Origin of the sequence: Algoriphagus vanfongensis DSM 17529 (assembly GCF_000429465.1) — a bacterium.
Lineage (GTDB): Bacteria > Bacteroidota > Bacteroidia > Cytophagales > Cyclobacteriaceae > Algoriphagus > Algoriphagus vanfongensis.
Map to the genome: position 1 here is coordinate 139,402 of NZ_AUBX01000018.1, position 23,652 is coordinate 163,053.

General features: G+C 42.8%; 16 protein-coding genes. 6 read left to right on the plus strand and 10 right to left on the minus strand.

Going from position 1 to position 23,652, the window contains the following annotated elements:
* Window positions 1-68: 68 nt before the first annotated feature.
* The 4 genes from G460_RS0118815 to kefF all read right to left on the minus strand — a co-directional run bounded on the left by G460_RS0118815 (window position 69) and on the right by kefF (window position 5,996).
* Window positions 69-482, minus strand: coding sequence for a response regulator (locus tag G460_RS0118815; protein WP_026956805.1), 414 nt, complete (start codon window positions 480-482; stop codon window positions 69-71).
* Window positions 472-3,078, minus strand: a complete 2,607-nt coding sequence (locus G460_RS0118820; protein WP_169817533.1) for a ligand-binding sensor domain-containing protein — start codon at window positions 3,076-3,078, stop codon at window positions 472-474. The genes G460_RS0118815 and G460_RS0118820 overlap by 11 nt, the downstream gene beginning before the upstream one ends.
* Before the next feature lie 447 nt (window positions 3,079-3,525).
* Entirely contained in the window at window positions 3,526-5,424 is a 1,899-nt protein-coding gene (locus G460_RS0118825; protein ID WP_035464777.1) for a monovalent cation:proton antiporter-2 (CPA2) family protein, read from the minus strand.
* On the minus strand, window positions 5,421-5,996 hold the full coding sequence (kefF, locus tag G460_RS0118830; protein WP_026956808.1) for a glutathione-regulated potassium-efflux system oxidoreductase KefF: 576 nt from the start codon (window positions 5,994-5,996) through the stop codon (window positions 5,421-5,423). The genes G460_RS0118825 and kefF overlap by 4 nt, the downstream gene beginning before the upstream one ends.
* Window positions 5,997-6,277: 281 nt before the next feature.
* Here kefF and G460_RS0118835 point away from each other — a divergent pair, with 281 nt between their 5' ends.
* Window positions 6,278-6,649: a hypothetical protein gene (locus G460_RS0118835; RefSeq protein WP_026956809.1), complete on the plus strand. Its 372-nt coding sequence runs from the start codon at window positions 6,278-6,280 to the stop codon at window positions 6,647-6,649.
* Window positions 6,650-6,674: 25 nt separating this feature from the next.
* On the opposite strand, the gene G460_RS23240 is transcribed toward G460_RS0118835, so the two are convergent.
* The 3 genes from G460_RS23240 to dinB form a co-directional block, all read right to left on the minus strand.
* Window positions 6,675-6,851, minus strand: a complete 177-nt coding sequence (locus G460_RS23240) for a hypothetical protein (RefSeq protein WP_342667618.1) — start codon at window positions 6,849-6,851, stop codon at window positions 6,675-6,677.
* Between the two features lie 136 nt (window positions 6,852-6,987).
* Window positions 6,988-10,002 (minus strand): DNA polymerase III subunit alpha, encoded by a 3,015-nt coding sequence (locus tag G460_RS22215; protein WP_245578757.1) that lies wholly within the window; start codon window positions 10,000-10,002, stop codon window positions 6,988-6,990.
* Window positions 9,956-11,104 carry a DNA polymerase IV gene (dinB, locus tag G460_RS0118850; protein ID WP_026956810.1) on the minus strand — a complete coding sequence of 383 codons (1,149 nt, stop codon included), beginning with the start codon at window positions 11,102-11,104 and terminating at the stop codon, window positions 9,956-9,958. Before dinB ends, G460_RS22215 begins: the two co-directional genes overlap by 47 nt.
* Before the next feature lie 69 nt (window positions 11,105-11,173).
* On the opposite strand from dinB, the gene G460_RS0118855 reads away from it, so the two are divergent.
* The 3 genes from G460_RS0118855 to G460_RS0118870 all read left to right on the plus strand — a co-directional run bounded on the left by G460_RS0118855 (window position 11,174) and on the right by G460_RS0118870 (window position 15,275).
* Window positions 11,174-11,980, plus strand: a complete 807-nt coding sequence (locus G460_RS0118855; RefSeq protein WP_026956811.1) for an XRE family transcriptional regulator — start codon at window positions 11,174-11,176, stop codon at window positions 11,978-11,980.
* 437 nt (window positions 11,981-12,417) lie between these two features.
* Entirely contained in the window at window positions 12,418-13,659 is a 1,242-nt protein-coding gene (locus G460_RS22220) for a purple acid phosphatase family protein (RefSeq protein ID WP_169817534.1), read from the plus strand.
* A gap of 11 nt (window positions 13,660-13,670) precedes the next feature.
* Complete coding sequence (locus G460_RS0118870; RefSeq protein WP_026956812.1) at window positions 13,671-15,275, plus strand: calcineurin-like phosphoesterase C-terminal domain-containing protein; 1,605 nt, start codon at window positions 13,671-13,673, stop codon at window positions 15,273-15,275.
* Between the two features lie 298 nt (window positions 15,276-15,573).
* Here the strand turns inward: G460_RS0118870 and G460_RS0118875 are convergent, their stop codons facing one another.
* Window positions 15,574-17,313, minus strand: coding sequence for a BamA/TamA family outer membrane protein (locus G460_RS0118875; RefSeq protein WP_026956813.1), 1,740 nt, complete (start codon window positions 17,311-17,313; stop codon window positions 15,574-15,576).
* 743 nt (window positions 17,314-18,056) lie between these two features.
* Here G460_RS0118875 and G460_RS0118885 point away from each other — a divergent pair.
* Both G460_RS0118885 and G460_RS22225 read left to right on the plus strand, forming a co-directional pair.
* Window positions 18,057-19,457: a sulfatase family protein gene (locus G460_RS0118885; RefSeq protein ID WP_026956814.1), complete on the plus strand. Its 1,401-nt coding sequence runs from the start codon at window positions 18,057-18,059 to the stop codon at window positions 19,455-19,457.
* A gap of 249 nt (window positions 19,458-19,706) precedes the next feature.
* Window positions 19,707-21,206, plus strand: coding sequence for a sulfatase family protein (locus G460_RS22225; RefSeq protein ID WP_084421420.1), 1,500 nt, complete (start codon window positions 19,707-19,709; stop codon window positions 21,204-21,206).
* A 43-nt stretch (window positions 21,207-21,249) separates the two neighbouring features.
* Here G460_RS22225 and G460_RS0118895 read toward each other — a convergent pair whose 3' ends face one another.
* A complete protein-coding gene (locus G460_RS0118895) occupies window positions 21,250-22,074 on the minus strand; it encodes a hypothetical protein (RefSeq protein WP_157366968.1) in 825 nt (274 codons plus the stop codon).
* Between the two features lie 60 nt (window positions 22,075-22,134).
* Entirely contained in the window at window positions 22,135-23,601 is a 1,467-nt protein-coding gene (locus G460_RS0118900; protein ID WP_026956816.1) for a DUF1254 domain-containing protein, read from the minus strand.
* Between the last annotated feature and the right edge of the window lie 51 nt (window positions 23,602-23,652).

Consider the following 23,652-nt stretch of genomic DNA (forward strand, 5'->3'; position numbering starts at 1 on the left):
GTTTTTAGATTTTCAGGTCAATTATGTAAGGTGATTGAAAAGATTGGCTTTGTCAGCCAAGACTCATTTTACCCAATTCCCGAAATCCAATCTCCCAATCGTTCTTTTAGCTGTAGTATTTGATCTGGGGCCATTGGTTTTTCCCAGAAATCAATCACTAAGTCAAATTCTGCTGATTTTTCCTTGTCGGATTTGCTGAGTGAGGAGGTGACGATAATTACCTTGATATCCAAGGGAAATTGTTGCTGCTGTAGTTGCGTTAAAAATTCCCAGCCGTTCATTTCGGGCATATTGAGGTCCAAAAAAATCAATAATCTCTGATCTTCTCCAACTAAAGAGTGGAGGGATTGCAAGGCTATTTTGGCGTCCAAAAATGCATGGATATCCTCGGCCAATTCTTGTCTTTTGATATGTAAGGTGTGAAGTAATGTGACCACCTGGTCATCATCGACGATATAGACTAGGGCGGGTTTAACCTTCATTGTTTTTGATGTTTTCAGACATTGAGTGGGTCTCCCTCACCACCTGATCTAGCTGTTCAAGTGTTTCCAAAAGTTCTTTTTCCAATTCTTCCTTACTGAGTCCTATGTCCTGAAAATCGGACTGACTGTTTAATACCTGCACTATTCCTATCGCTTTGGTCAATGGTCCCCGTACCAAGTGGGACTGAAACCAAGTGATATCCATGAGAACTTTGTTTTTGCTCTCAATTTCACCGATCGCTTTTTTCAGTTGTTGATTGGCAGTACTCAGGTCGGCAGTTCTTTGATCGACCATGCTTTCCAGTTTCCGCTTCATCCGAATATGGGAATAGTATTTTACGAAAAAGTAAATCAAGAACCCAAAAATCAGTAAAACTAAAATTTTGAAAACCAGCGTTTCAAACCAAGCCGCTTTGACCCGGATCGGCAAGGAATTGATCTGCTCAAGTGTGCCATGGCGATGGATTTTTACCTGAAGTGTATATTTCCCAGGTTTGATTCCTGTGAAATTCAGCTGTCTTTGCTCTTTGATAGGAAGCCAATGTTCCGAGTTTGGATCGATGCGGTAGTAAAGGGAATATTGATCCGGGTTTTCAAAATCAATGAGACTAAAGGATACCTGAAACATCCCTACTCCGTGCGGAACGACGATGTCATTTTCGATATCGCTTTTTTGATCACCAATCTGCAGATTGTCCCAAATGAACAAAAAGTCATTGGACTTTTCTTCTGAGATAGGAGTGCCCTGAATGATGCCGACTCCCTCTACAGTTGGGATCCAAATTCTTCCCGTTTTGTCTTTTAATGAAGATGGAAAGATCAGTCCATTGGCTTCTGAGTTGGGCATCCCATGACTTTCATTGTAAAAACTGTTGGCGATGTGAAAATCCTCATTGGATGTGTTCTTGAATTTTTCAAGCTCTGAATCCGGGATAAATTGAACACCAAAATTATGTGATATCCAAACGCCAGAATTGTCGTCTGGGGTGATGGAATAGACACTTCGGGACTTCAGTCCCTGATGCTTTCGCATGATTTTAAAATTTCCATCATGTAGTAATGCAATGCCTCCATGCGTGGCAAACCACAGATCTCCTGCCTCGTCTTCGTACATACTATAGATCAGGTCTTCCCCGGGTGTGAGCGGCAAAGTTTGATTTTCGATCAATTCTTCATTTTCAAACCGAAAAAATCCCTGACTGATAGATCCGATCAAAATCTGCTTGTTGCGGAGCTCCAGAATACTGATGAAGCCAGTATTAGAATACTTCTCCGGCAAGTTTACCTGATGGAAAATGCCCTTTTCATCAAAATAGTGGATGCCTCCGTAGCGTGTCAATATCCAAAGCCAATTTTTGGAATCTTGAAAGATGGCATAGACATAATTACTTCTGAGGCCGTTTTCTTGAGTTAGATATCCGGTGATTTGGCCGCTAGTCTGATCAATGATTGTGATCCCAGCAATGCTTCCTACATAGACCTTCCCGTTTGCTGAACCAATCGTGTTGATCCTGTTTTGCAATAAGCCGTCATGATCCTTCCATGAGCGCACCGCTTCATGCTTTATCCTATACAAGCCATTGGACTTGGTGCCGATCCAGATACTACTGTCATTGGCTTGGTAGATGGGTTTGATATTTTTTTGATCCAATGCCCCAATCCCCAGCTGCTTGATTTTGGATGGCCTTAGGATCGCAAGACCTTTGCCCAAAGTACCCAAATAAAGATTGTCTCTTTCCTTGATGATTTTCCGTACAGTGTAGGATTGGAGTTCTGGCAAGGTCACTTTGGTGGCATTGCCATCCGAAAATTTGATGATTCCATTTTCAATGGAACCAGCCCAGATCGTATCATCCGAATCAGCAATTAGGCTGGAGATATTGACGTCGCTGGCTTGATCAAAGGAAAATACCTTCTCGAGATGGTAGTCTTTGCCTAGTCTAAAAATTCCCTGGTCAAGGCCATAAACAAAAGTCGATTTTGAGTTGCCAAAGATTTTTGAGGCAGTGAAATCCTGCTCAGTCACCAATTTTACTTGGTTGGATTCTAGGTCGAGTTCGTAAATTCCTTGAGTAGTACCAACCAAAATTAGAGAGTCCGAAATCGGGTAAAAATTGAGGATTTCCAACGGAACTGTTGGATTCCAATAGGAGAGAGGGTTGAAGACTCCTTCGTCCCATGAGAAAATTTCACCTTTTTGATTGCCTACCAATAAGCCACCTTTTCCATTTTCAGCTATTGCCCTGATCCAAGTCTCGTCGGTTATCTCCGAGCAATCGATCACAGTTTTGATGTTTTTGTCTATCAGAAGAATACTCCGATCTCCGCTTGCCCAGATGCCACCCTTGGTTTTGTGAAAAATGAAATAGGTTTGCTCCAGCATTTCCGGAAAATGATCCTGATCAAAAATCATGATTTTTTTTCCGTCAAATCTCACCAGGCCTTCCTCAGTAGAAGCCCATAAAAAGCCGAAATTGTCTTTTTCCATCGCAAAGACGGCATTTTGAGGCAGCCCTTTGGAATTGTCCCAGATTTCCATCACATAGTTTTGGCCAATTCCCACATCCTGAGATGATTGAGGAAATGCCTGTGCCATGGTCAAACAAATCAAAAAAACGGAGAACAGGAAAGAATAGAAAAAGCAAAATGTACCCTTCTTCATAAAAAATGGAAGTCTAATGGGTGGGTAACAATTTTAGTAAAAATTACCCCAGCTAGACTGAACGGACGCAAGAGCCACATCGGATGTCTCATCTTAAGGGTTGTTGATCAATATGAAATATAGGATCATTTTTTTAGCAGTCAATAACCATACGTAAAAAGAACTGGGGAGTCATTCCTTCTTGTTTTTGAGCTTGAGCCAGCAGATTAGCTGTTGATAGTTAGTCATAGTGCCCCGTTGAAATCACTGTAGAGATCCCTAGGTGTCTGTATTTCAAGTTCTTTGAGGGGTTTAGAGGAGTTGCCTATTTTAGGTTTTACATTAGGTGTTTAAAAGCTGACGTAGAACATATCTGTACTTTGATTGTTTTCAAAAGTTTTTTTAGCGCTCATCTTCATTTGATTTTTCTACTTCTTTGATGCCGTCGCTATCCCAGGTGTGGTCATTGACAGAGAATTTTCGCATCAGTTCTCCTGAAAGCAAAGATTCCTGCAGCTCGATTTGTTGCTTGTTTTTGGAGATGTATTCATCTCTGTTGTTTTTATAATTGACCAATACTTTCAGAGCTTCCTCATCATAGTCATGAAATTGTTTGGCCATGCGATGTACCGTATGAGCTCTGAACCCTAGTTTTTTCAGCACATCTTCTCCCATTTTGATGGACGTATCGAGATGTTCTCTGTAGATATTGGTCACACCCTTTTCCATCAATTCAAATGCGTCATATCTGTTTTTTGCACGGATCATGACTTCCAAGTGAGGGAATTCCTGCTTGCATAGTTCGACTAGTTTGAGACTATACTCCGTATTGTCTATGGCTGATATGAGGATGCTGGCTTCCTCCGCACCCGCAGATTGGAGAAGTTCTGATCGGGTGCCATCTCCAAAATAGACCTTGAAACCCATTTTTCTCAAATATTCTATCCTCTCTGGATCGGAGTCCAAGATAGTGGCCTCTACACCACTTGCTCTTAGAAATCGCCCCAGAGTTGATCCAAAGTGTCCAAAACCGATTAAAATCACTTTATTATGTTCATGGAAGCTGTCCATTTTTTGATCTCTGCTTTCATTGTTTTTTGATAGCGCAGGAATGATCCACTTGTCAAATATCAACATGAGTATCGGGCTGATCGTCATACTGAGAGCTGTCACAGCCATCAGCGTATCCGCGAGTGATTGCTCAAAAATACCTAGCTGCAGGGCAAAAGCATAAGTCACAAAAGAAAATTCTCCGACCTGAGAAAGTCCGATTGCAAATTTCAGGTTAGTGGAAAATTGAAGATTTTTGATTTTTCCCAAGACCAATAAGACCGAGGTTTTCAACAAGATGATACCAAGTGTCAGCGTGAGGATAGTGCTGGCTTCATTGTAAATCAGTGAGAAGTTGATCGTCGAGCCCACAGCCATAAAAAACAAACCCAATAGCAAGCCTTTGAATGGTTCTAAGTCAGATTCCAAGGCATGTCTGTAAGGAGAGTTGGCTAAAATCACCCCCGCCAAAAAAGCTCCAAGAGCGGGACTCAACCCGACGAGCTCCATCAAATAGGAAATACCTACAACAATCAACAATGCTGAAGCTGTAAACAATTCTCTCAGTCGGGTTTTGGCAACGAAGTTCAATAGCGGTCCAAAACCATATCTTCCCAACAGAATAACGGCACCGATGGCTGCAAAAATAGACAAGGTCTGAGCCCAAGCTGGAAGACTGTCTATGAGTCCGTGCATGCCATCCGCATGGTCGGCAGACAGCTCTGGTACAGCTACTACGAGCAAGGGTAATACTGCCAATATCGGGATCACTGCGATATCCTGCATCAATAATACTCCAAATGACATTTTGCCGAGAAGAGAATTCATCTCATTTCGCTCTTTGAGTGATTGGAGAACGATAGCCGTGGAGGAGAGCGCCATGGATAGCGCTATGGCAAGTGCGGTTTGCCATTGAATGGGAATCAAAATAGCGATGATAAACACCAATGCAGCTGAAACCAATACCTGACTGAGTCCAATTCGGATGATTAAATCCCGGATTTTCCAGAGATTTTTGGGTTCCAGTTCCAATCCGATCAAAAACAACATCATCACCACCCCAAACTCGGTAGCATGCATGATATCTTGACCTTGTCCCTCATTGGTAATGAAGCCCAAAAGGTAAGGGCCTATCAAGATGCCGGCAAGCAAATAGCCTAGGACAGATCCCATTCCCAATCTTTTTGCCAGAGGCACACAGATGATAGCTGCTATGATATATACGACAGCATTTGCTAAGAATCCATTCATGATAGGGACGTTTTGGGTCTTAGTGGCCTATCAATAACTTGTGAATCTCGGAGTTCTAGGATGAAATCCCGGTAATCGTTGGCCTTAATTTGCAATTCGGAATCAGTGATTTTGAAAGTACCCGACAGGTGAAAGGGAGCTAGATATTTCATCAGGCAGAGTTTCGCAGTTTGCTCAAAAGGAAGAAGAAAGTTTCCAATGGGGTGTTGATTTCTCCCTTCTGAAGAATATGCCAAGTCTGAGCCGCCAGATGTAATTGCATTTAATAGGTATTTGCCCTTTAAGTACACCCCGCCGGGACCATATGCCCAGCCAAATTCCAAGACAAGATCGATCCATTGTTTCAGTAGTGGGGGACAGGAGTACCAATAAATCGGATGATGCCAGATGACTACATCCGCTTGAAAAAGCGCTTCTTGCTCTAGCTGAATTGAAATATTGAAATCTGGGTACAATTCATACAGATCTCTTATTTCCACATTTTCCAGCCCACTGATTGCATGGATCATTGCTTGGTTTGCTTCTGAGTGCTCAAATTTGGGATGGGCAAATAGGATTAAAATTTTTCGCATTGCTATGGGGATAGATTACCCCCTAAATTAATTTTTTTGTGCGGTTCGTCGAAAAATGGTTTGTCTTGTTTGTGGGGGACTCGCTTGGATATTTTTTCTGATTCCAGTCATGCAAAGGAAGATGTAGGACGACAGGTTTGATTTTTTGTAGTTAGAGCCTAGTCACTGATGGGGGAGTGCGCTCTAGTTGAGTTTTGTTTGTTTAATAATTAGTTAAACAAGTAGCAAAGTGAAAAGCAGGAACGTTGGGATTGTAACTCCAAATTTTAATTCTTCTAAAAATGAAAAACTTTTATCGATCTTTTCTCTTTTGCAGTCTTCTGAGTTTGCTGTTTTTTGGTTGCAGTGAAGATACCAATCCAATTTTACTATGTGGATCTGTCAATCCAGTCAAAAATCTTGACTGGCTAAAACAGGAGATTGATGAAATCGAAAGTACTGATATCGGAAGAGAAACATTTTATATTTCCAGAAGTCGCTACAAAGGAGAAACTGTTTTTGTAAAGGCAAGTTGCTGTCAGTTGTGCAACTACCAGATTGTGTTTTTCAACTGTGAAGGGGAGCAGGTACAAGGGCTGGGCTTGATGGATTTTGAAGAAATGGACTGGAAGCTAGTATGGAAATCAAGCTCCAATCAATGTGAGTTTGACTAAAACGTCCCTTTTTTGGTGGCGGTGATCATATGATTTCTACAAGTTGATTTTTATTGAAAACATCGACAAAGACTGTTTGGGGAAATTGACCGATTCCATTCAGTTCGACTGTAAAAGGCTTCACGGTTTTCCCGAATCGATTGAGGTTTTCGATGAGTCGATCCTCCCTGAAATTTGATTGCAAGCAGTTCATGATACTGATGTGGGGTTAAAAAATATCGGCCATTGTACAGCCATATTTTTTCGCAAAGTGCTTTTTGTATGGTATGATCAGCTCACAAATTTTCTCACTTGGTGAGATAATCATAAAGTATTCATAGGTGTTGGTTTTCAAGGTTTTATACGAATGTGTTGGAATAGGAAGCACTTGGAGATACTGACTTTTTATCCTTCAGACCCACTTTCCACATAGCTTGGACATCGACTGCGTAGGTGCCGAAGTCTTCTACCACTTTGCCGCGTATTTTATAAAAGCCCTTGCCCTGAAAAGGGAAGCGCTTCAGCGAAGGTGGAAAATGCACCGTATCCAGCCAGTCGCCTTTGGGATCCAGAAAAGTCCCGAAAGCCATGTGCTCCTTATGGATGGTTCGCACGTCTTTGGTCACAACCAGCTGGCCGAGAACTTCCACATTTTTCCCTAGCAAATGGACCAGTTGGTCTGCCATGACCGTGCCTCTGCCATCATGGGCACAGAGCCGAAACATGTCCGAAAGAGCAAAACCTAAGAGATTGATCTCGTCCAGCGCATCTTCAAGTGGGTAATCAGGGAAGTCTGGTAGAGTAAAGTCCATGGGAGGTTCTTTGAAAAGTGCCGGAGAATCGGGAATAGACGTGAGATGCTTTTGGGCAAAGTTGGCTTTCCACAGCAGTTTCTTTTTCCCCAAACCCGTAAACCCGAAAGCCCCCACACTGATCAGAATGTTCAATTGCTCCGGGCCGGCATGTGTGCGCTCGATGAAATCTTCTAAATTGAGATAAGCTCCGTTCTTTTCCCGCTCTTCCAAGATCAGCGAGCAGAGCTTAGCTTCCAGTTGCTGCACATGGATCAGTCCTACGAAAACCTCATCACCTTGGATATGGGTGAGGTACTCACTGCGATTGACACATGGTGGATTCACCTTCGCTCCGGTGCGTTTGAGCTCGTGGAAATAGAACTCGGTGCCATAGAATCCTCCGAAATTATTGATCACCGCGACCATAAACTCCATGGGGAAATAGGTCTTGAGGTACAGGCTCTGGTAGCTTTCCACGGCAAAAGATGCCGAGTGAGCCTTCGAAAAGGAATAACCGCCAAAGGATTCCATTTGCCTCCAAACCTCCGCTGCGACGCTGTCCTCATGCCCCAGTTTCTTACAGTTGGCAAAATACTTTTCCCGGATCTCATTGAAGCGATTATGGGATCGGTACTTGCCGGACATGGCCCTGCGCAGAATATCCGCCTCGCCCATATCCAGTCCGGCAAAGTGATGGGCAACTTTGATCACATCTTCCTGATAGACCATGACTCCGTAGGTTTCCTCGAGCAATTCCTTCATTTTGGGATGGAGGTAGACGATTTTTTCCGGATCGTGAAATCGCTCAATATACTGCTTCATCATGCCCGACTGTGCCACTCCCGGTCGGATAATAGAACTCGCTGCGACCAGCGTCAGGTAATCGTCGCATTTGAGTTTGGTGAGGAGTTGCCGCATGGCCGGGCTCTCGATGTAAAAGCAGCCGATCGTGTCCGCCTTTCGGATCTGCTCGGCGACTTTCGGGTCGCTCATAAACTGCTCCACCTGATGGATGTCAATGTCTATTCCCCGATTCCGCTTCACCAGAGCGATAGTTTCTTTGATATGGCCAAGGCCGCGCTGGCTGAGGATATCTAGCTTGAACAGGCCTATTTTTTCTGCCAAAAACATATCAATTTGTGCGGTGCAAAATCCTTTCGGAGGCAGTTCATTGACGGTGTATTGATAGATGGGCTTTTCGGAAATCAGCATTCCACCGGGGTGGATGGAAAGGTGATTCGGGAAATTCTCCAGGAGCTGTCCGTATTTCAGAATCGTCCGCTGGATTTTATCCTCATTCATCGGCTGGTCTTTACTTCGCACGAGCTGGTCGATTTCTTCCTTGGGTAGGCCAAAGACTTTTCCCAGTTCCCGGATGATCGCTCTCCGCTGAAAGGTGCTGTACATTCCCAACAGGGAGACATGCTCTTTGCCATAGCGCCTGAAGACATAATCAATGACCTCATCTCGGTCTTTCCAGGAAAAATCTATGTCAAAATCCGGCGGGGAGGTTCGGTTTGGATTTAGGAACCGCTCGAAATACAAATCGAGTTTGATCGGATCTACATCCGTTATTTTAAGGCAATAAGCGACGATGGAATTGGCCCCGCTTCCCCGGCCTACATAGTAGAATCCCCGGCTTTGTGCATAGCGGATCACATCCCATACGATCAGAAAATAGGCGTTGAAATTCAGGTCATTGATGATTTTCAGTTCTTTGACTACCCGGGCTTTGGCTATTGGGTTGCTTCCATAGCGATATGCCAAGCCCTCTAGGGCAAGTTTTTCCAGCAGATGGCGATCATCTTCCTTGCTCGCACTGTAGTTTTTCTTGTTCTTGTCGCTGTGGAGCTCCGTCTGGATATGGCAGGAGTCAATCAGCTGAAGGGTATTAGTGATCAACCCGGGGTAATTGCGAAAAGCGCTCATGAGCTCAGCTTCCGGGACAAACATTTCATCTGGGGATGCAAAGTCCTTCTCTCCCAACTTGCTGATCAGGGTATTCTTACCAATGGCCCGAAGTAGCCTGTGCACATTGAAATAGGTCTTGTTTTGGAAAGTGACGGGATGTCGGATGATGTATCTCTGGGGAAACGCTTCCACTTCCTGCCTTTTCAGACGATTCAGCTCGCTGGCCAATACACCGATGAATTCGTACTTTTTTAGATTTTGCGCAGCAAAACTCCCCCAAGGATAGATGATAAAAACCTCTAAAAAGCAATCGGGTCGCTCAGGAAAAGTTTGTTCGGCCTGTAAATGTTGGGAGAGAAAACGGTTGATTTCGAGTAGTCCGGCATCATTTTTTGCCAATAAAGTATAGCAGAGAATGTCCTTATTTCGAATCTCTGCACCTGCGATGGGTTTGATGTTTTTTATCCTACAGAAATCCACAAAGTCCCACATATCTGCCGTACTGTTGATATTGGTGAGGCCAAGGGAAGTCAAGCCAAGTTCTGCGGCAGTATTGACCAGTTCCTCCGTGCTGAAGGTGCCGTATCGATAGCTGAACCAGGTTTTACAAGTGATAAACATCTTAAGCGGGAGTGAGGGTGATGGCTCGGGTGAGGCTTTTTTCGCCATAGCGGTTTTTGATCCAGTCAATCGCCTGATACAGGCTTACACCTTCTTCGGTGTCCTGAAAAAGGTCGATTTGCTGATGTCCCTGCACGAGATGACTGACTTTTACCCCGATGAGCCGTACCAGCATTCGCTTTTCATAGAGCTTCGCAAAGAGTTCTTTGGCTCTTTCTAAAAGCACTTCATCCGAACTGGTGTAAGAGATAATGCATTGACGGCTGACGGTGTCGAAATTGGCATAGCGGAGCTTCACCGTGATGCAGCCACAGAGCTTGCGCTTTTGGCGCAGTTCAAAGCCAACTTTCTCCGTCATCCGTACGAGCTGGCTATGGAGAAAAGCCATATCGATGGTGTCGCTCTCGAAGGTGTTTTCGGTGCCGATGCTTTTCTGCTCGGTGTAGGGAATCACGGGTGATTCGTCGATGCCGTTGGCTTTTCGGGAAAGGTCGATTCCCCATTTTCCCAATAGATTTTGCATCATCCGGGGTGGGATTTCACTGAGAAGTTTGATGTTTTCGACGCCCATTCGCTCGAGTAGCACGGAAGTTTTCTCACCTATTCCCGGCATTCTTCGGATGGGAAGCGGAGCGAGATAGGGCTTTTCGGTGCCAAAAGGAATCGTAGTCTGCCCGTTGGGTTTGGCGTCATGCGTGGCGACTTTGGACACGAGTTTGTTCACTGCCAAAGCACAGGAAATCGGCAAACCTGACTCTCGGGTAATCTTATCCCGTAATTCTTTGGTGAATTTTCCACAGCCAAAAAACCGGTCCATTCCCGTCATATCGATGTAAAACTCATCGATCGAAGCCTTCTCCATGAGGGGAACCTGTTCCTGGATTATTTGAGTAACAATGCGCGACTGCTGGCTGTAGCTGTCATGATCTCCTTTGACGTAGAATGCCGAGGGGCAAAGTCTCCGCGCCAGCTTCATGGGCATGGCGGAATGCACGCCAAATTTCCGCGCTTCGTAACTGCACGAAGCCACCACGCCACGGTCGGAGCTCCCACCGATGATGACGGGTTTTCCTTTTAGCGCTTCGTTTTTCAACCGCTCCACAGACACAAAAAACGTGTCCAGATCCAAATGCACGATATGCCTTTCCATTTCTCAGATTACTTGCTATATTTGATAGTATTAGTATCAATTTATTGTCATTAATTGTATCAAATAAAAATGGGAAGTCAAAACTTTTTCTGGGCAGGCAATCTGAAATTTCTCAGAAAGCGACGCAAATTGAGTCAGGACATGCTGGCGGAGAATCTTGGCATGACTCGGGCCAAGCTGAATGCGCATGAAAATGGGCATAGCAAGTCCCCGGCTATCGAGGATTTGCTGCTGTGCGCGGATTATTTCCGGATGAGTGTGGATACGCTGCTGCGGGTAGATCTTTCCAAGCTGAGTGAGCTCAAACTCCGTGATCTGGAGGCAGGGAATGATGTGTTTCTGAGTGGTTCGAAAGTTCGGATTCTGGCGACTACTGTCAGCTCGGAAAATGAGGAAAACATAGAGCTAGTGCCAATCAAGGCGAAGGCTGGATATCTGGGAGGCTTTGGAGATCCGGAATATCTGAGTACACTTCCGGTATTTTCACTTCCCAATCTGCCGAAGGATAAGAAATATCGAATGTTTCAAACGGAGGGAGACAGTATGCTGCCCATCGCTGATGGATCGTATGTGATCGGTTCCTATCTGACCGAATGGCGGCTAGCCAAAGAGACTCCCTGTGTGGTGGTGACGGCAAGTGAAGGAATCAGTTTTAAGATGCTGAGCTTTCAGGCTGAGGAAAGGAGTTTTTTGCTCCGCTCGCTCAATCCCATCTATAGTCCATATAAAGTGCCGGCTGAGGAGATTCGTGAAATCTGGAAGTTTGAATACTTCATGAGTGATGAGCTGCCTCAAGAAACGTTGACACTGCAGCAAATCGGTATTGGTATTTCTGAGATCAATAGGAAGCTAGATGCAGCAGGGAAAAATTCTTAAGAAGATGAAAGGTGTCGCTGCTGAGCTTGAAAAATGTATCATCAAAAATCGATTTTCTAACCCTTCCATAGAATGGGTTTTATTCTGAAGTTGAGTGGGATCGGTCACTGTATCTTCTGGTCTTGAAGTGTCAAACTGATGCAATGTGGCAAAGTGGCTTTTAAATTTCGAAGATGTTGTGCCAATCAATAGTCTGATTTTCGAAAATGGGGTATTAAACAAGGAAAGAGGTAAGCTTTCCACGTGACTGTGGATGGGTGCGTTTGATCGTGTTTAAAAACTCTTTTGGAAAAAAATGAATGAGAATCAAGAGTGGCAATATCGCCACTCTTGTTCATTTACGACATATGAATTTGAAATTTAGAACATTGCTGTTCTTTGGGCTATTTGCAACTCTAGTATGTAAAGCTCAGGATGATAAACCGAAGTGTATAATTTTGACAGACTTTGCTGATCCTACTACTACCAAAGCTGTGACTTGGCAGACTGGAGGTGCTTCAGGGAAGCAACTTCTACAATTTGCCAAAGCTACCGCCTCTCCTTATGGAGAAGATGCTGTAAGTACGGTTTCGGCCAATTCAGAACAAGTCTCAAATAATACTTACGGCTTAAACTATTATCATTCTGTTGATATGACTGAATTGGAACCGGGCACAAAGTATCGCTACAGGGTGGGGTCGGACTCTGGTGGTTGGAGCGCATGGACTCAATTCAAAACCGCAGATGACGGTCAATCATCCAAGTCCTTGGACTTTGTGTATTTGGGGGATATACAAAATGACATCTATTCTTGGGGAACTCGGGCTGTCTGGGCAGCTCACAGCAAAATGCCTTATGCAGATTTTATATTGTTCGCTGGAGACTGTGTGGACAAAGGAAATGACAAAGAGCAATGGCAGGAATGGTTTGATGCTTTGGGAAGAGTAGCTGAGACGACTCCTGTCGTTCCTGTGGTGGGCAATCATGAATATGAAAAAATCAATGATACCGCTGAAGAAAGAGCTTTATCAGTCTATTGGAAAGCACAATTTAGCTTGCCTAAAAATGGATTGGCTAGTTTGGAGGAAACATCTTTTTTCCTTGATTACCCTGCCATGCGTCTTGTCGTGCTGAATAGTATGGAGGCATTAGCTTCCGAACAATATCTGATCGCCCAGACTGAGTGGTTGGAAGGGGTTCTGGCTTCGACAACTCAAAAATGGATCGTGATTTCCTTCCATCATCCCTTGTTTAGTGCTCGAGATGGGAGGTATGGAGATTATCCCGAATTGCGGGAACAATGGCAGCCCTTGTTTGAAAAGTATCAAGTGGATTTGGTACTGACAGGGCATGACCACATGTATGGGAGATCAGGAAATCAACCCGGTACCTCAGATTTAGAAAATGGTGAAGTTGGTCCAGTCTACGTGGTATCGGTTGCAGGACCAAAAATGTATGGGATTGATGAAGAAAAGCGCTGGATGGAAAGAGCTGCTGTCAATACCCAACTTTATCAGACGATTTCAATTGTTGGTGATCATCTGAAGTTTCGCACATACACTGTCACGGATGAGCTTTACGATTCTTTTGACTTGTTCAAGCAAAAAGAAGGAGTAAACAGAATTGAGGAACATCTGCCATTTGATCGAGCATCCGAATTAAGATTCCCCAATGGGAAATATACCAATAAAACTAACTAAGAGTCACTCCCATGTTTTTTGAAATAAATAATAAGAGATCAGTTGTCATCCTGTTACTACTTTTTATATGGCAGTTGTCTCATCTTACACACGCTCAAACGCCTTCAACTGTATCCGGCTACGTATTTGAAGATCTAAATAAAAATGGCAAAAGGGATAGCGACGAAATAGGCTTGGTGGATATAGGAGTGACCAATGGTGTACAGGTTGTTTTAACTGATAGAGAAGGAAAATACACTTTGCCCGCAAGCGAGGATATGATCGTCTCAGTGATCAAGCCGAGTGGTTTTTCTTTGTCTTTGAATGAGAAAAATCAACCTGAGTTTTACTATATCCATAAGCCTAATGGTTCGCCGGAAACTGGAGAGAAGGGAGTGGCTCCCACTGGAGACTTGCCATCTGCTGTTAATTTTCCCTTGTATCGGACCGATGAGTCTGATTCATTTTCTGTATTGCTTTTTGGGGATCCGCAGGCAGATGATTTGACCAATGCAGGATATTTTGAAAAAGCAATTGTAGATGAACTTATTGGAGGTAACGGGGCAGTTTTTGGGTTAAGTCTAGGAGACTTGGGCGCTCGGGATTTGTATCCAGTTTATATTTCCAATACTGCTAAAATAGGAATCCCTTGGTACAATCTTTTGGGAAACCATGATATGAACAAGGGGGATCGGGATGAGTTGACTGACGAAACTTATGAGGCGAGTTTTGGTCCTGCCAGCTACTCTTTGAACTATGGAAATGCACATTTTATCATTTTGGATGATGTGGTGACTCCAGATCCTTATGGGAGGAGTAGTTATGTAGGAGGTTTCCGGGAGGATATACTAGCCTTTGTAGAAAATGACTTGAAATATGTCCCTAAGGACAAATTGGTTGTCTTGGCATTTCATATTCCAATATATGAGTTTGAAGTCGGACCAGACCAGTTTCGGGAAGGAGACCGAGAGAAGCTTTTTGCTTTGCTAGAGGGATATCATTATACTCTTTCTCTTTCAGGTCATACTCATTCGGAAAATCATCATTTTTTCACCCCTGAAGAAGGCTGGCCTAATGAAGGATTTCATCACCATTACAATCCCGGAGCTACTTCAGGATCTATTTATGTGGGGCCAAAAGATAGCTATGGAACACCATCCAGCATCATGAGGGATGGTACTCCCAAGGGTTATGCTTTTTTGACTATTAAGGGTAACCAGTACAGTTATGAATATGTGCCTTCGGGGGATAATGATTGGAAGATGAGTGTTCATATCCCTAAAATTGTGCCTCAGGTCAAAAAGTATAGGGGGGAGATCTCGGTCAACTTCTTTCAGGGAAGTCCAAGGGATATACTGGAGTTTCGAATAGATGGCGGGGAATGGCAGCTTTTAGAATTCAAGCCTGATTATGATAAATTCCTTTTAGATCTTCATTACGAATGGGATCATGCAGATACATTGCCTTGGGGTATTAGGCCTTCCACTCCCTTGATTTCCTCACATATCTGGAGTACAAGGATGCCTTCTGATTTGCCATTAGGTATGCACGAATTGGAAATAAGAGCTACAGACTGGCTGGGGAGAAACTATTCTACTCGAAAAACTTTTGAAGTAGTTCCCGATCACTTGCAATAGATAGATTGTACTAATTGAAAATGAAACAAAGTTACATGGGAAAGCTTGGTGCTAAGTTGATCAAAAAGCGGGTCGATACGAGTACGCAACCAATTCATAGATATGTACGCTTATGATTTTAAAAAAAGGCGACTCAATGGGTTTTTGGAGTGGTTTGAAAATGTGATTTGCTGAGAGTTACCTTCAGTTGGACGGCTTAGATTGTTGTACGTGTTTTTGTTGATCAATCCCTCCTTTGATGATTGGAATAGTTTTGAAGGTAAATCAGGATTCTAAGAGAGTATTGTCCATTCAGCAATTAATTATAAACGATCAGGTTTGGTTCGGTCACGAAGACGTCTGATTTTCTAAACCTTAGGTTCTTTCTCAAACTAAATACAAATTTGGAATCCCCTTCATCGTCGGTAGGTATGAAAGTGCTTTTCAATTCTATGGTTCCAAATATTAAGTTTTCATTTCTAATCCTCATACCAAGACTGATTCCCTGAAAATTCTGGTTCTTGTTTTCGCATGTAAAACATTTGAGTTTGGCCCAATAGTAGGAAGTAAATGGAGCTATCCTAAAACCAAGTAAAGACCAGGGAGTAAATAGACTGGATTCAAATCCAAAGGCAGTTCTCTTCGTTGCGTCCACCTCTTCCACACGTAAGCCAGGAATTAAATTGCCTCTGATAGTCAACCATTCGTTGGTGAGACGATTGTACAGATGGGTATAGATCAAGCTTGCAGAATTTCTGATTTTGTACTTTCCCAGAGAAAATGCTTGAGTGTAATAAGTGCCTCCTGCCTGAAGCACCGCATCTTCGATTCCTTTTCTCAGGTAGCTTGCTCCGTTTAGATTCAACTCATAGAAACTCCCATTCCTGGAGGCTTTCTTATAGTTGATGTTAATGTCTCCATAGGGGCGGCTATAGCCCATTGTAGTTGTATAGCCCCAGGTGGTAGAGATATTATATCCTGAAGGAATATCTTCTGTTCGTCCAAAACCATAGACGTACTGGGTTTTGAAAAAATCTTGTTCATATACTGTGAATTCAGCCAGTATTCCTTTGCTGTCGTTGTACCTGCTTTCATCGATTACATCTTCCTGAGACGGCTGATTGATGAAATACCCATCAAATACCCTGATGGCCAGGAACTCTCTCCTTCTATCCTGTAGGGTCTTATTTGAACCAAAATTGTAGCCCGTCCATAGATTCATAATATTGTATTTATAATCCAGAAATAGGGAGTCGGGTCTGGAATCTACATTTTTTGACCAATTTTGACTCCATCCAGCACCACCGGCAAATTTGGAATAGGGAGACACCAGTGGCCGGTCCAAACTGATTCCAATAGCATGCTCCTTCTCTTCTCCGGCGCTGATTCCAGAGTTTAGTTGGGTGAAATAGGCAGTAAAATCCGCAAAACTGCCCAAAAAGCTGCTTTTGGTATAAGCCAGAGCAATGCCTGTTTTTGGCTTGCGATCCAAGTCATAGAGTAAATTGAATTCAAAACCCTGACCTCTTCCGTCCAAATTCGCATTATAGACTTTGAGCAGGGGAGAAGTAGGGATTGTCCCTCCGATGGAGCCTCCAAAGCTAAAAACATCTCTTGTGACTACCGTCAAATCTACCGAGTCTGTCCCTTCGATAGGAGTGACTATGATTCTACTTTCAAGTATGAAGGACTGATCTCGTAGGTATCGTTCGTTGTCCCCCAATTTGTATGGATTGAGTAGGTGATTGGGTTTGATAAAAAGATGCTGCCGAATAGTTTTTTCTCGGGTATTGGTATGTAGCTTGTTTCCTATTTTCCCCACTTTTTGAATGATGGGGCTTTTTGCCCCATATATTGAAAATTCAAAGCCAAAATTCTCAACATTTATATTCCGGATGATTTTACCTTCATAAGGCAGGAATTTTTCTTCAGCTTTTTCCACTAAAATAGAGTCTCTGTTTGATCTGGAAATCAGGTCCATTCCTTTTTCCAAAGCTTTCTGAGTGATGGAGGATTTAGTGGTGTCATTCTCATTCTGGGCAAAAAGAATCTGATTCACACAGAGCAGTATGAAAAGCGAAAAAAATGCTCTGAGGTTCTGTTTGGCCACGTTGATGATCTTTTTTATGGATTAAGCTTGATCGCTGATAACTTGAAAACGCTAGCTGATTCCTTGCATTTTCTTTGCCATCCTTGCAAAGCTATCAGGAGTTTGATCAAGAAGTTTTCCGTCGGAAAGAGTTTAAGAGAAAATAACAGTACTTGTCGGCTAGGATTGATGAAAGAGGCCTACTGAAATCCAGCTAAAAAAACCTCTTACAATTGACTCTGAAAACTCGGGTTCTCTCCAGTACTTCCAATTCGCTCGACGCTGAACTGAATGCCATGATTTCCATTTATCAGAAGTTGGCTTCATGCTTGAAATTGTAGGGGATTTGTCCTAACAGTTGGGGGTACCTAGAAAACCTGTTGAGATTGATATGATTCAGCGCTTCTAGTTAATAGAATTTATACTCTGATTTTTTCTGCCTGAGGATAAATTGCTTTTACCCTAAATTTCAAGTTCGATCAAAATCGTCTGGATAGTTTTTGAGAAAGCCAGTCTCGGATTGATCTGACTATATTTTAAGAAAAAAGAAAAATTTAGATAGATCATGCTAATTTGTTGGTGTAGTTTAAACCAAAATAGCACAGAGGTATCTTGTGTGACTAAGGATTGCATGATGGCTGGATGCAACTGTTCCAAATGAGAAGTAATGTTCCTTGGTCTAGACCAGTTTCGGTACCTAAGAATAATTAGACATGAGAAATTTATTTAATAGAATCCTCTATTTCCTACTTTTCATAAGTTTAGTAGGAGCTTCAAATAACCTCAATGCCCAAAGTCAAAAACCGAATTTCATAATCATTTTTACCGATGATCAAGGGTATGGTGACCTAGGGGTTTATGGACACCCTACAATTAAGACTCCTCACATTGACCAAATGGCAATGGAAGGCCAAAAGTGGACTAACTTCTATGTAGCAGCTAATGTTTGTACACCAAGCAGATCAGCTATAATGACAGGAAGGTTGCCGGTTCGAACAGGCATGTATAGTAACAAAAGACGGGTGTTGTTTCCTGATTCAGATGGAGGATTACCTCAAACTGAAAACACCATTGCCCGACTATTAAAGCAGTCTGGTTATGCGACGGCGGCCATTGGAAAATGGCATTTGGGACATTTGCCTCAGTATTTACCAACTAGCCATGGGTTTGATTACTACTTCGGCATTCCTTATAGCAATGATATGGATAGAGTGAATGATCTAACATATATGGAATACTTTGCTGATTCTAAGACTGAAAATTTCAATGTTCCGCTCATGAGGAATGAAGAAATAATTGAACGGCCAGCTGATCAAAATACCATTACCAAAAGATATACAGAGGAAGCAGTTAAGTTTATAAACTCACACAAAGACGATCCTTTCTTTCTTTATTTGGCCCATTCTCTCCCTCACGTACCCTTATTTGCTGGAGAGGAGTTTTTGGGTACAAGTGAGCGAGGACTCTATGGTGATATTATTGAGGAGATTGATTGGAGCGTGGGAGAAATTCTAAACGCTTTAAAAAAGAATGGTTTAGATGAGAATACTTATGTTGTGTTTACTTCTGACAATGGGCCATGGTTGATTTTTAACGAACAAGGTGGAAGTAGTGGTAGTCTATTTGGAGGAAAGGGTACTAGTTATGAAGGTGGAGTTAGGGTTCCTACTGTTATCTGGGGGCCTGGAAATGTGAAGCCTGCTGTAATTACTGAAATTGGAAGTACGTTGGACCTCCTGCCAACTTTTTGTGGACTTTCGGGGACTGCAGTCCCAGACGATAGGGTCTATGATGGATTTGATATTAGTTCTGTATTTGTGCATGCTAAAGAGAGTCCTAGGCAAAGTATGTTCTATTATCATGGTGATCACTTGTTTGCAGTAAGAAAGGGAGATTTTAAATTATACCTCTACAAAAACAACCCTGTGGGCTATCCTGAGAAATTAGAAGTTCTTGAAAGACCTTCACTTTATAACTTAGCGGTTGACCCTTCTGAACGCTTTGATCTTTATGAAAAAAATCCAGAAGTTATTGAAAGTATTACCAAGCTAATTGAAGAGCATCAAGCGAATATGGTGTTTGGGGAAACTCAATTGGAAAGGGTTATAAATTAGAGATAATTGGTTTTGACCATATTTTTAAGAGGTTGTCTGGAATGTAGTACTAGACAACCTTTTTTTGAATCGACGATTGAGGGTTTTTCGGGATGGTTGCTTATAATTCTGATTGCAAATTGGATTTGAAAGCTTTTCAAGACAAAATCATCATTTAGATCAAACAAGAGATTGCTGATTTGGTCAATTTGATCGCTATATACAGTTAATTAGTGGTCTAGATGTTTATTCTAAAATATGATTAAATAAATGATAAATTCCATCCAGCGTTCTATCTGCTCGTTTCTCTTTTTCCTAGTTTTTACTCATTTCAGCATAGCTCAAAGTCGGCCCAACATACTGTTGATTGTTGCGGACGATCTTAATTTCAACTCTGTCGGTGCTTTTGGTTCTCCCGTAAATGAGATCACTCCCAATCTGGACCAGTTGGCAAATGAAGGTATACGATTTACCAATGCCCATATGAGCGTGGCCGTATGCCAGCCTAGTCGAGGTGCACTGATGACTGGGCAATACGGACATCAAAGTGGAATTGAAGGATTTGAGCATTACAAGGGCTCACAACTCACACTGACTGAATTGTTACGAAATGGTGGTTATGAAACAGCTATCCTCGGAAAACTGAATCATAGTTTGCCTAAGAGAGATTCCGAACTCAGCCAGTTTTATCTGGCTAAAGATCTTGAGGATTTAGGAATGGGGAGAGATCCTCAACTTTATTACGAATACAGCAATGAATTTTTTGAGCATGTGAAAGAAGTAGAAAAACCTTTCTTTTTTATGGTAAATTCCAGGGATCCTCATCGTCCTTTTGCAGGAAGCAGGAATGAGAAATCCGGTGAATTCAGAGCTTTTTTTGAAAGTGGAAAATCGTATCCTTCACCTTCTAAAACCTATACCGAAGAGGAAATTAGTATTCCTGGCTTTTTGCCAGATCTGCCTGATGTTCGAACTGAAATCGCACAATACTTTAGTTCGGTGAAACGCTTTGATGATATGATTGGGAAACTGATGCAGTCACTTCGGGAAAATGATATGGAGAATAACACCTTGATCCTGTTTGTTTCAGATAACGGCATGGCATTTCCTTATTCCAAAACGAATTGTTATCTCCAGAGTACTAAAACTCCATTTATTGCCAAATGGCCGGGTCAGATCAAAGCTGGATCCATGGATTCCATCCATTTTATCTCAGGGATTGATTTTCTGCCCACACTTCTAGAGGTTGGCCAAATCGAAACTTCACAAAAAATGGCAGGGAAGAGTTTTCTTTCCTTATTGAAAGGTCACTCTCAAGCGAACAGAGGTTTGGTATTCACGCAATTTTATGAGACCTCAGGTTTTAAAAGGTTTTTAATGCGGGCGGTGCAGACTAGAAAATACGGGTATATTTTTAATCCTTGGGTGCTTGGTGATAATGAATTCGCCAACGAATCGATGCAAGGTCTTACATTCAATGCGATGAAGGAATCTGCAGATCAGGATACATTTATCAAGAGTCGGGTAGATTTTTTTCTTAATAGAAGTTTAGAGGAGTTTTATGATTTTGAAAATGATCCAAATGCATTACACAACCTGATCGATGATCCTAAGTTTCAAAATGAGATTGAGCTGTTGAGAGAGGAATTGAAAAAACAAATGATAATCTCCGATGATCCGGTTTTAAAAATGTTTGAATTAAGGAAACAACCTGTGGAACTCAGGAATCTGGTCCTACAAGATCAAAAAAACACTGATGCAGAGAGATGATTTTATAATTGCTAAAAAGGGAGGCTGATTTAACAGTCAATTCTTAAAATATCACCTGTAATTGAAATACTCCTTCCCAATCTCCTACATAGGCAGGGGTAGCGGCATTGTAAAACCACTGTACAGCTGCACAATAGAATAATCCTCCCATTTTGAACATTTTACCTGGACCACCCCCGATAGGAATCAGCCATTTGTCAGATTCTTGTAGCCAATTGGCGACAATAGTGCTATTGCTTTCCAAAAACCAGCCATTGGGCAGGTTATAATAGGCAATGTATTGCATGCTAAAGGAGTTTACCTCATTTACTCCAGTTCCACCCAGAGACCAATAATTTTGCAGGACTACTCCTCCGCTCAGTTTATCACCACTGTAATAAAGCAATGCTGAAGGGCCCATGGCGACCTTATTACTTCCCAAGGCGGGGTTGGTCCGAGTGGGTATCTGAATAGCAGGTCCTACACCCCATCTAAATCTTCCAGGAGTATGAGTCGGAGAAAAATAACCATTGAATAAAATATTTCCCATTCCGGACTCCTTGGTCAGGCCCGGTTCCAAAGGAGGGATTTTCTGAAAGGGAATGATGGTATAAGTGATCAGTTTCAGATTCTCTCCAAGTTTAAATGGCCACACCGGCTGAATAGAAAAAGAACTGGCAGTACCATCCGCTACAGGAAGCAATACTTCCTGCAAAAAAACACTTCGTAGGCCACTGACTGGATCCTGTCTTTTTTTGACCATCTCTTCCACCGTGGTGGTGTCACTTTGAGCGAATAGATCTGTTGCAAGGAAAAGTAGGAATGCGCAAAGGAAATTCATTGTCCCTCGTCCTATATTCCTGTTGGTAAAAAGTGATTGGCAGTCCATAGAATTAAGCAGAAAAAGTACGGGGAATGACCTTCATTCCCCGTACTGAAATTTCTGATTTTAATTGACTTTTTTGATCTGAGGAGGAGTCCATGTTCCTTCGAAAATCGGCTTTTTCGGTCCATAGGCTCTAATATAAAGAGAGAACACACCTTCGCTCGGAGATGGAAGCCAGTTGTTTTTTAAGTCACCTTCGGGAGCAGTTGGCTGCACGTAGATCGTCAAGCTTCCATCCGCATTGTAAACGAGGCTTTTGTTTTTGGTACCCAAGGAATAGCGATCGATTTCATTTGGATGGAAAAAGTGCTGTTCATTGTATAAGGTTAAAGACCAGAACCCATTGACTGGAGGGATTTCATCCTTCTTGAAAGTGACTTCATACTTATTTCCACCTGTCAGACGACCCTTGTTCATATCAAAATCAGCCCCAAAATACATGGTCTCAAAAGGGATGTTCGAGAACATATTGCCTTTTGCAGTAGCAGTACGCTGGAAGTATCCATAGCCAAACTCTGCCGCATTCTTCTGCGTTCTCCAACCGTTTCCTGCCTCTACACCATTGTTTCGGAACTCAAACATGGGTTGAATAATGCTCTTTTCTGTTTCCACGGCAATATCCACCAGAGCTTGCTTCAGCTCAGGACTATCCTTGGCGGCATCGAGTACTTGTCTGATCCAAGCATACATGGCTTCCTCTCCCGGAAGGGCGGGAACTTCCTCCAAAACAACTGGAAGCTGATCGAAAAACTTTTCTGGTACTACCCAAGCAGTCTCTCCATCACCTCCTGCATTTGGATTGGGAATGTCCTTGAGTTGGCTCCAATCTGTTGTTTTTATTTCTCCTGTAAACTCACTCAGAGGATAGATTCTGATCTGATTGATGAGTGGCTGAACCGCGGCTTTGTCCGCCTCGGTATCATCCATGAATACGCGGGGGAAAATCGCTCCAATATTGGTCGGGGATTTGTATACCGCTTCAATTCCAGCTGGTTTTTCTCCCTTCCAATCTGGGCCCACAAACATGTAGAAACCAGGCTTGGTACCATACATGCTGCCCACAGTTGCAAAGGAATTGCTACGTTGATCGACTATCTGGTATACCCAAAAGCGATCTCCAAAATCAGGAATCTGTACAACGACTGCTGGATCTTTAGTAAAGTTCAGAAAGCTAAGTCCATAGACCACATCCTGATTGGGGCTCGTAATGAAGCGTTGCTCTGGAGCTAGGTAGTCGTGTAACATTGTATTTTGATTGCTTGGCGCTACTGGCAAGACCCCTCCCAGATATCCAGGGTAGGGGGTTTTACCTCCTATTTCCGCTTCTCTGTTATGCATATTGACCAAGGGCCATCCCCAGATGTAAGCCATCTGGCCGACGGCCTGCACATATTCTTTGGAGAGTGGTGCTCCTGGAATGGGAGATTGTACCTCAGAAGGTTTTGTAGGCTGTAGCACCTGGCCTCCCTGCTGCGCAAAAGCGCCAATTGAAAGACCTAAAAGTGAACTAAAAATCAGTGTTTTTTTCATTTCTATATTTTTCTCTGCAGTCTGAATAGTCAGAATGCTGGTTAAAAGAAT

Coding starts and splice junctions, on each gene's coding strand:
- dinB (WP_026956810.1), bottom strand. CDS start 11,104: ATGGAAAGGCATATCGTGCATTTGGATCTGGACACGTTTTTTGTGTCT.
- G460_RS0118835 (WP_026956809.1), top strand. CDS start 6,278: ATGAAAAACTTTTATCGATCTTTTCTCTTTTGCAGTCTTCTGAGTTTG.
- G460_RS0118825 (WP_035464777.1), bottom strand. CDS start 5,424: ATGAATGGATTCTTAGCAAATGCTGTCGTATATATCATAGCAGCTATC.
- G460_RS22215 (WP_245578757.1), bottom strand. CDS start 10,002: ATGGCGAAAAAAGCCTCACCCGAGCCATCACCCTCACTCCCGCTTAAG.
- G460_RS0118900 (WP_026956816.1), bottom strand. CDS start 23,601: ATGAAAAAAACACTGATTTTTAGTTCACTTTTAGGTCTTTCAATTGGC.
- G460_RS0118870 (WP_026956812.1), top strand. CDS start 13,671: ATGTTTTTTGAAATAAATAATAAGAGATCAGTTGTCATCCTGTTACTA.
- G460_RS0118815 (WP_026956805.1), bottom strand. CDS start 482: ATGAAGGTTAAACCCGCCCTAGTCTATATCGTCGATGATGACCAGGTG.
- G460_RS0118855 (WP_026956811.1), top strand. CDS start 11,174: ATGGGAAGTCAAAACTTTTTCTGGGCAGGCAATCTGAAATTTCTCAGA.
- G460_RS0118820 (WP_169817533.1), bottom strand. CDS start 3,078: ATGGCACAGGCATTTCCTCAATCATCTCAGGATGTGGGAATTGGCCAA.
- kefF (WP_026956808.1), bottom strand. CDS start 5,996: ATGCGAAAAATTTTAATCCTATTTGCCCATCCCAAATTTGAGCACTCA.
- G460_RS22225 (WP_084421420.1), top strand. CDS start 19,707: ATGATAAATTCCATCCAGCGTTCTATCTGCTCGTTTCTCTTTTTCCTA.
- G460_RS0118895 (WP_157366968.1), bottom strand. CDS start 22,074: ATGGACTGCCAATCACTTTTTACCAACAGGAATATAGGACGAGGGACA.
- G460_RS0118885 (WP_026956814.1), top strand. CDS start 18,057: ATGAGAAATTTATTTAATAGAATCCTCTATTTCCTACTTTTCATAAGT.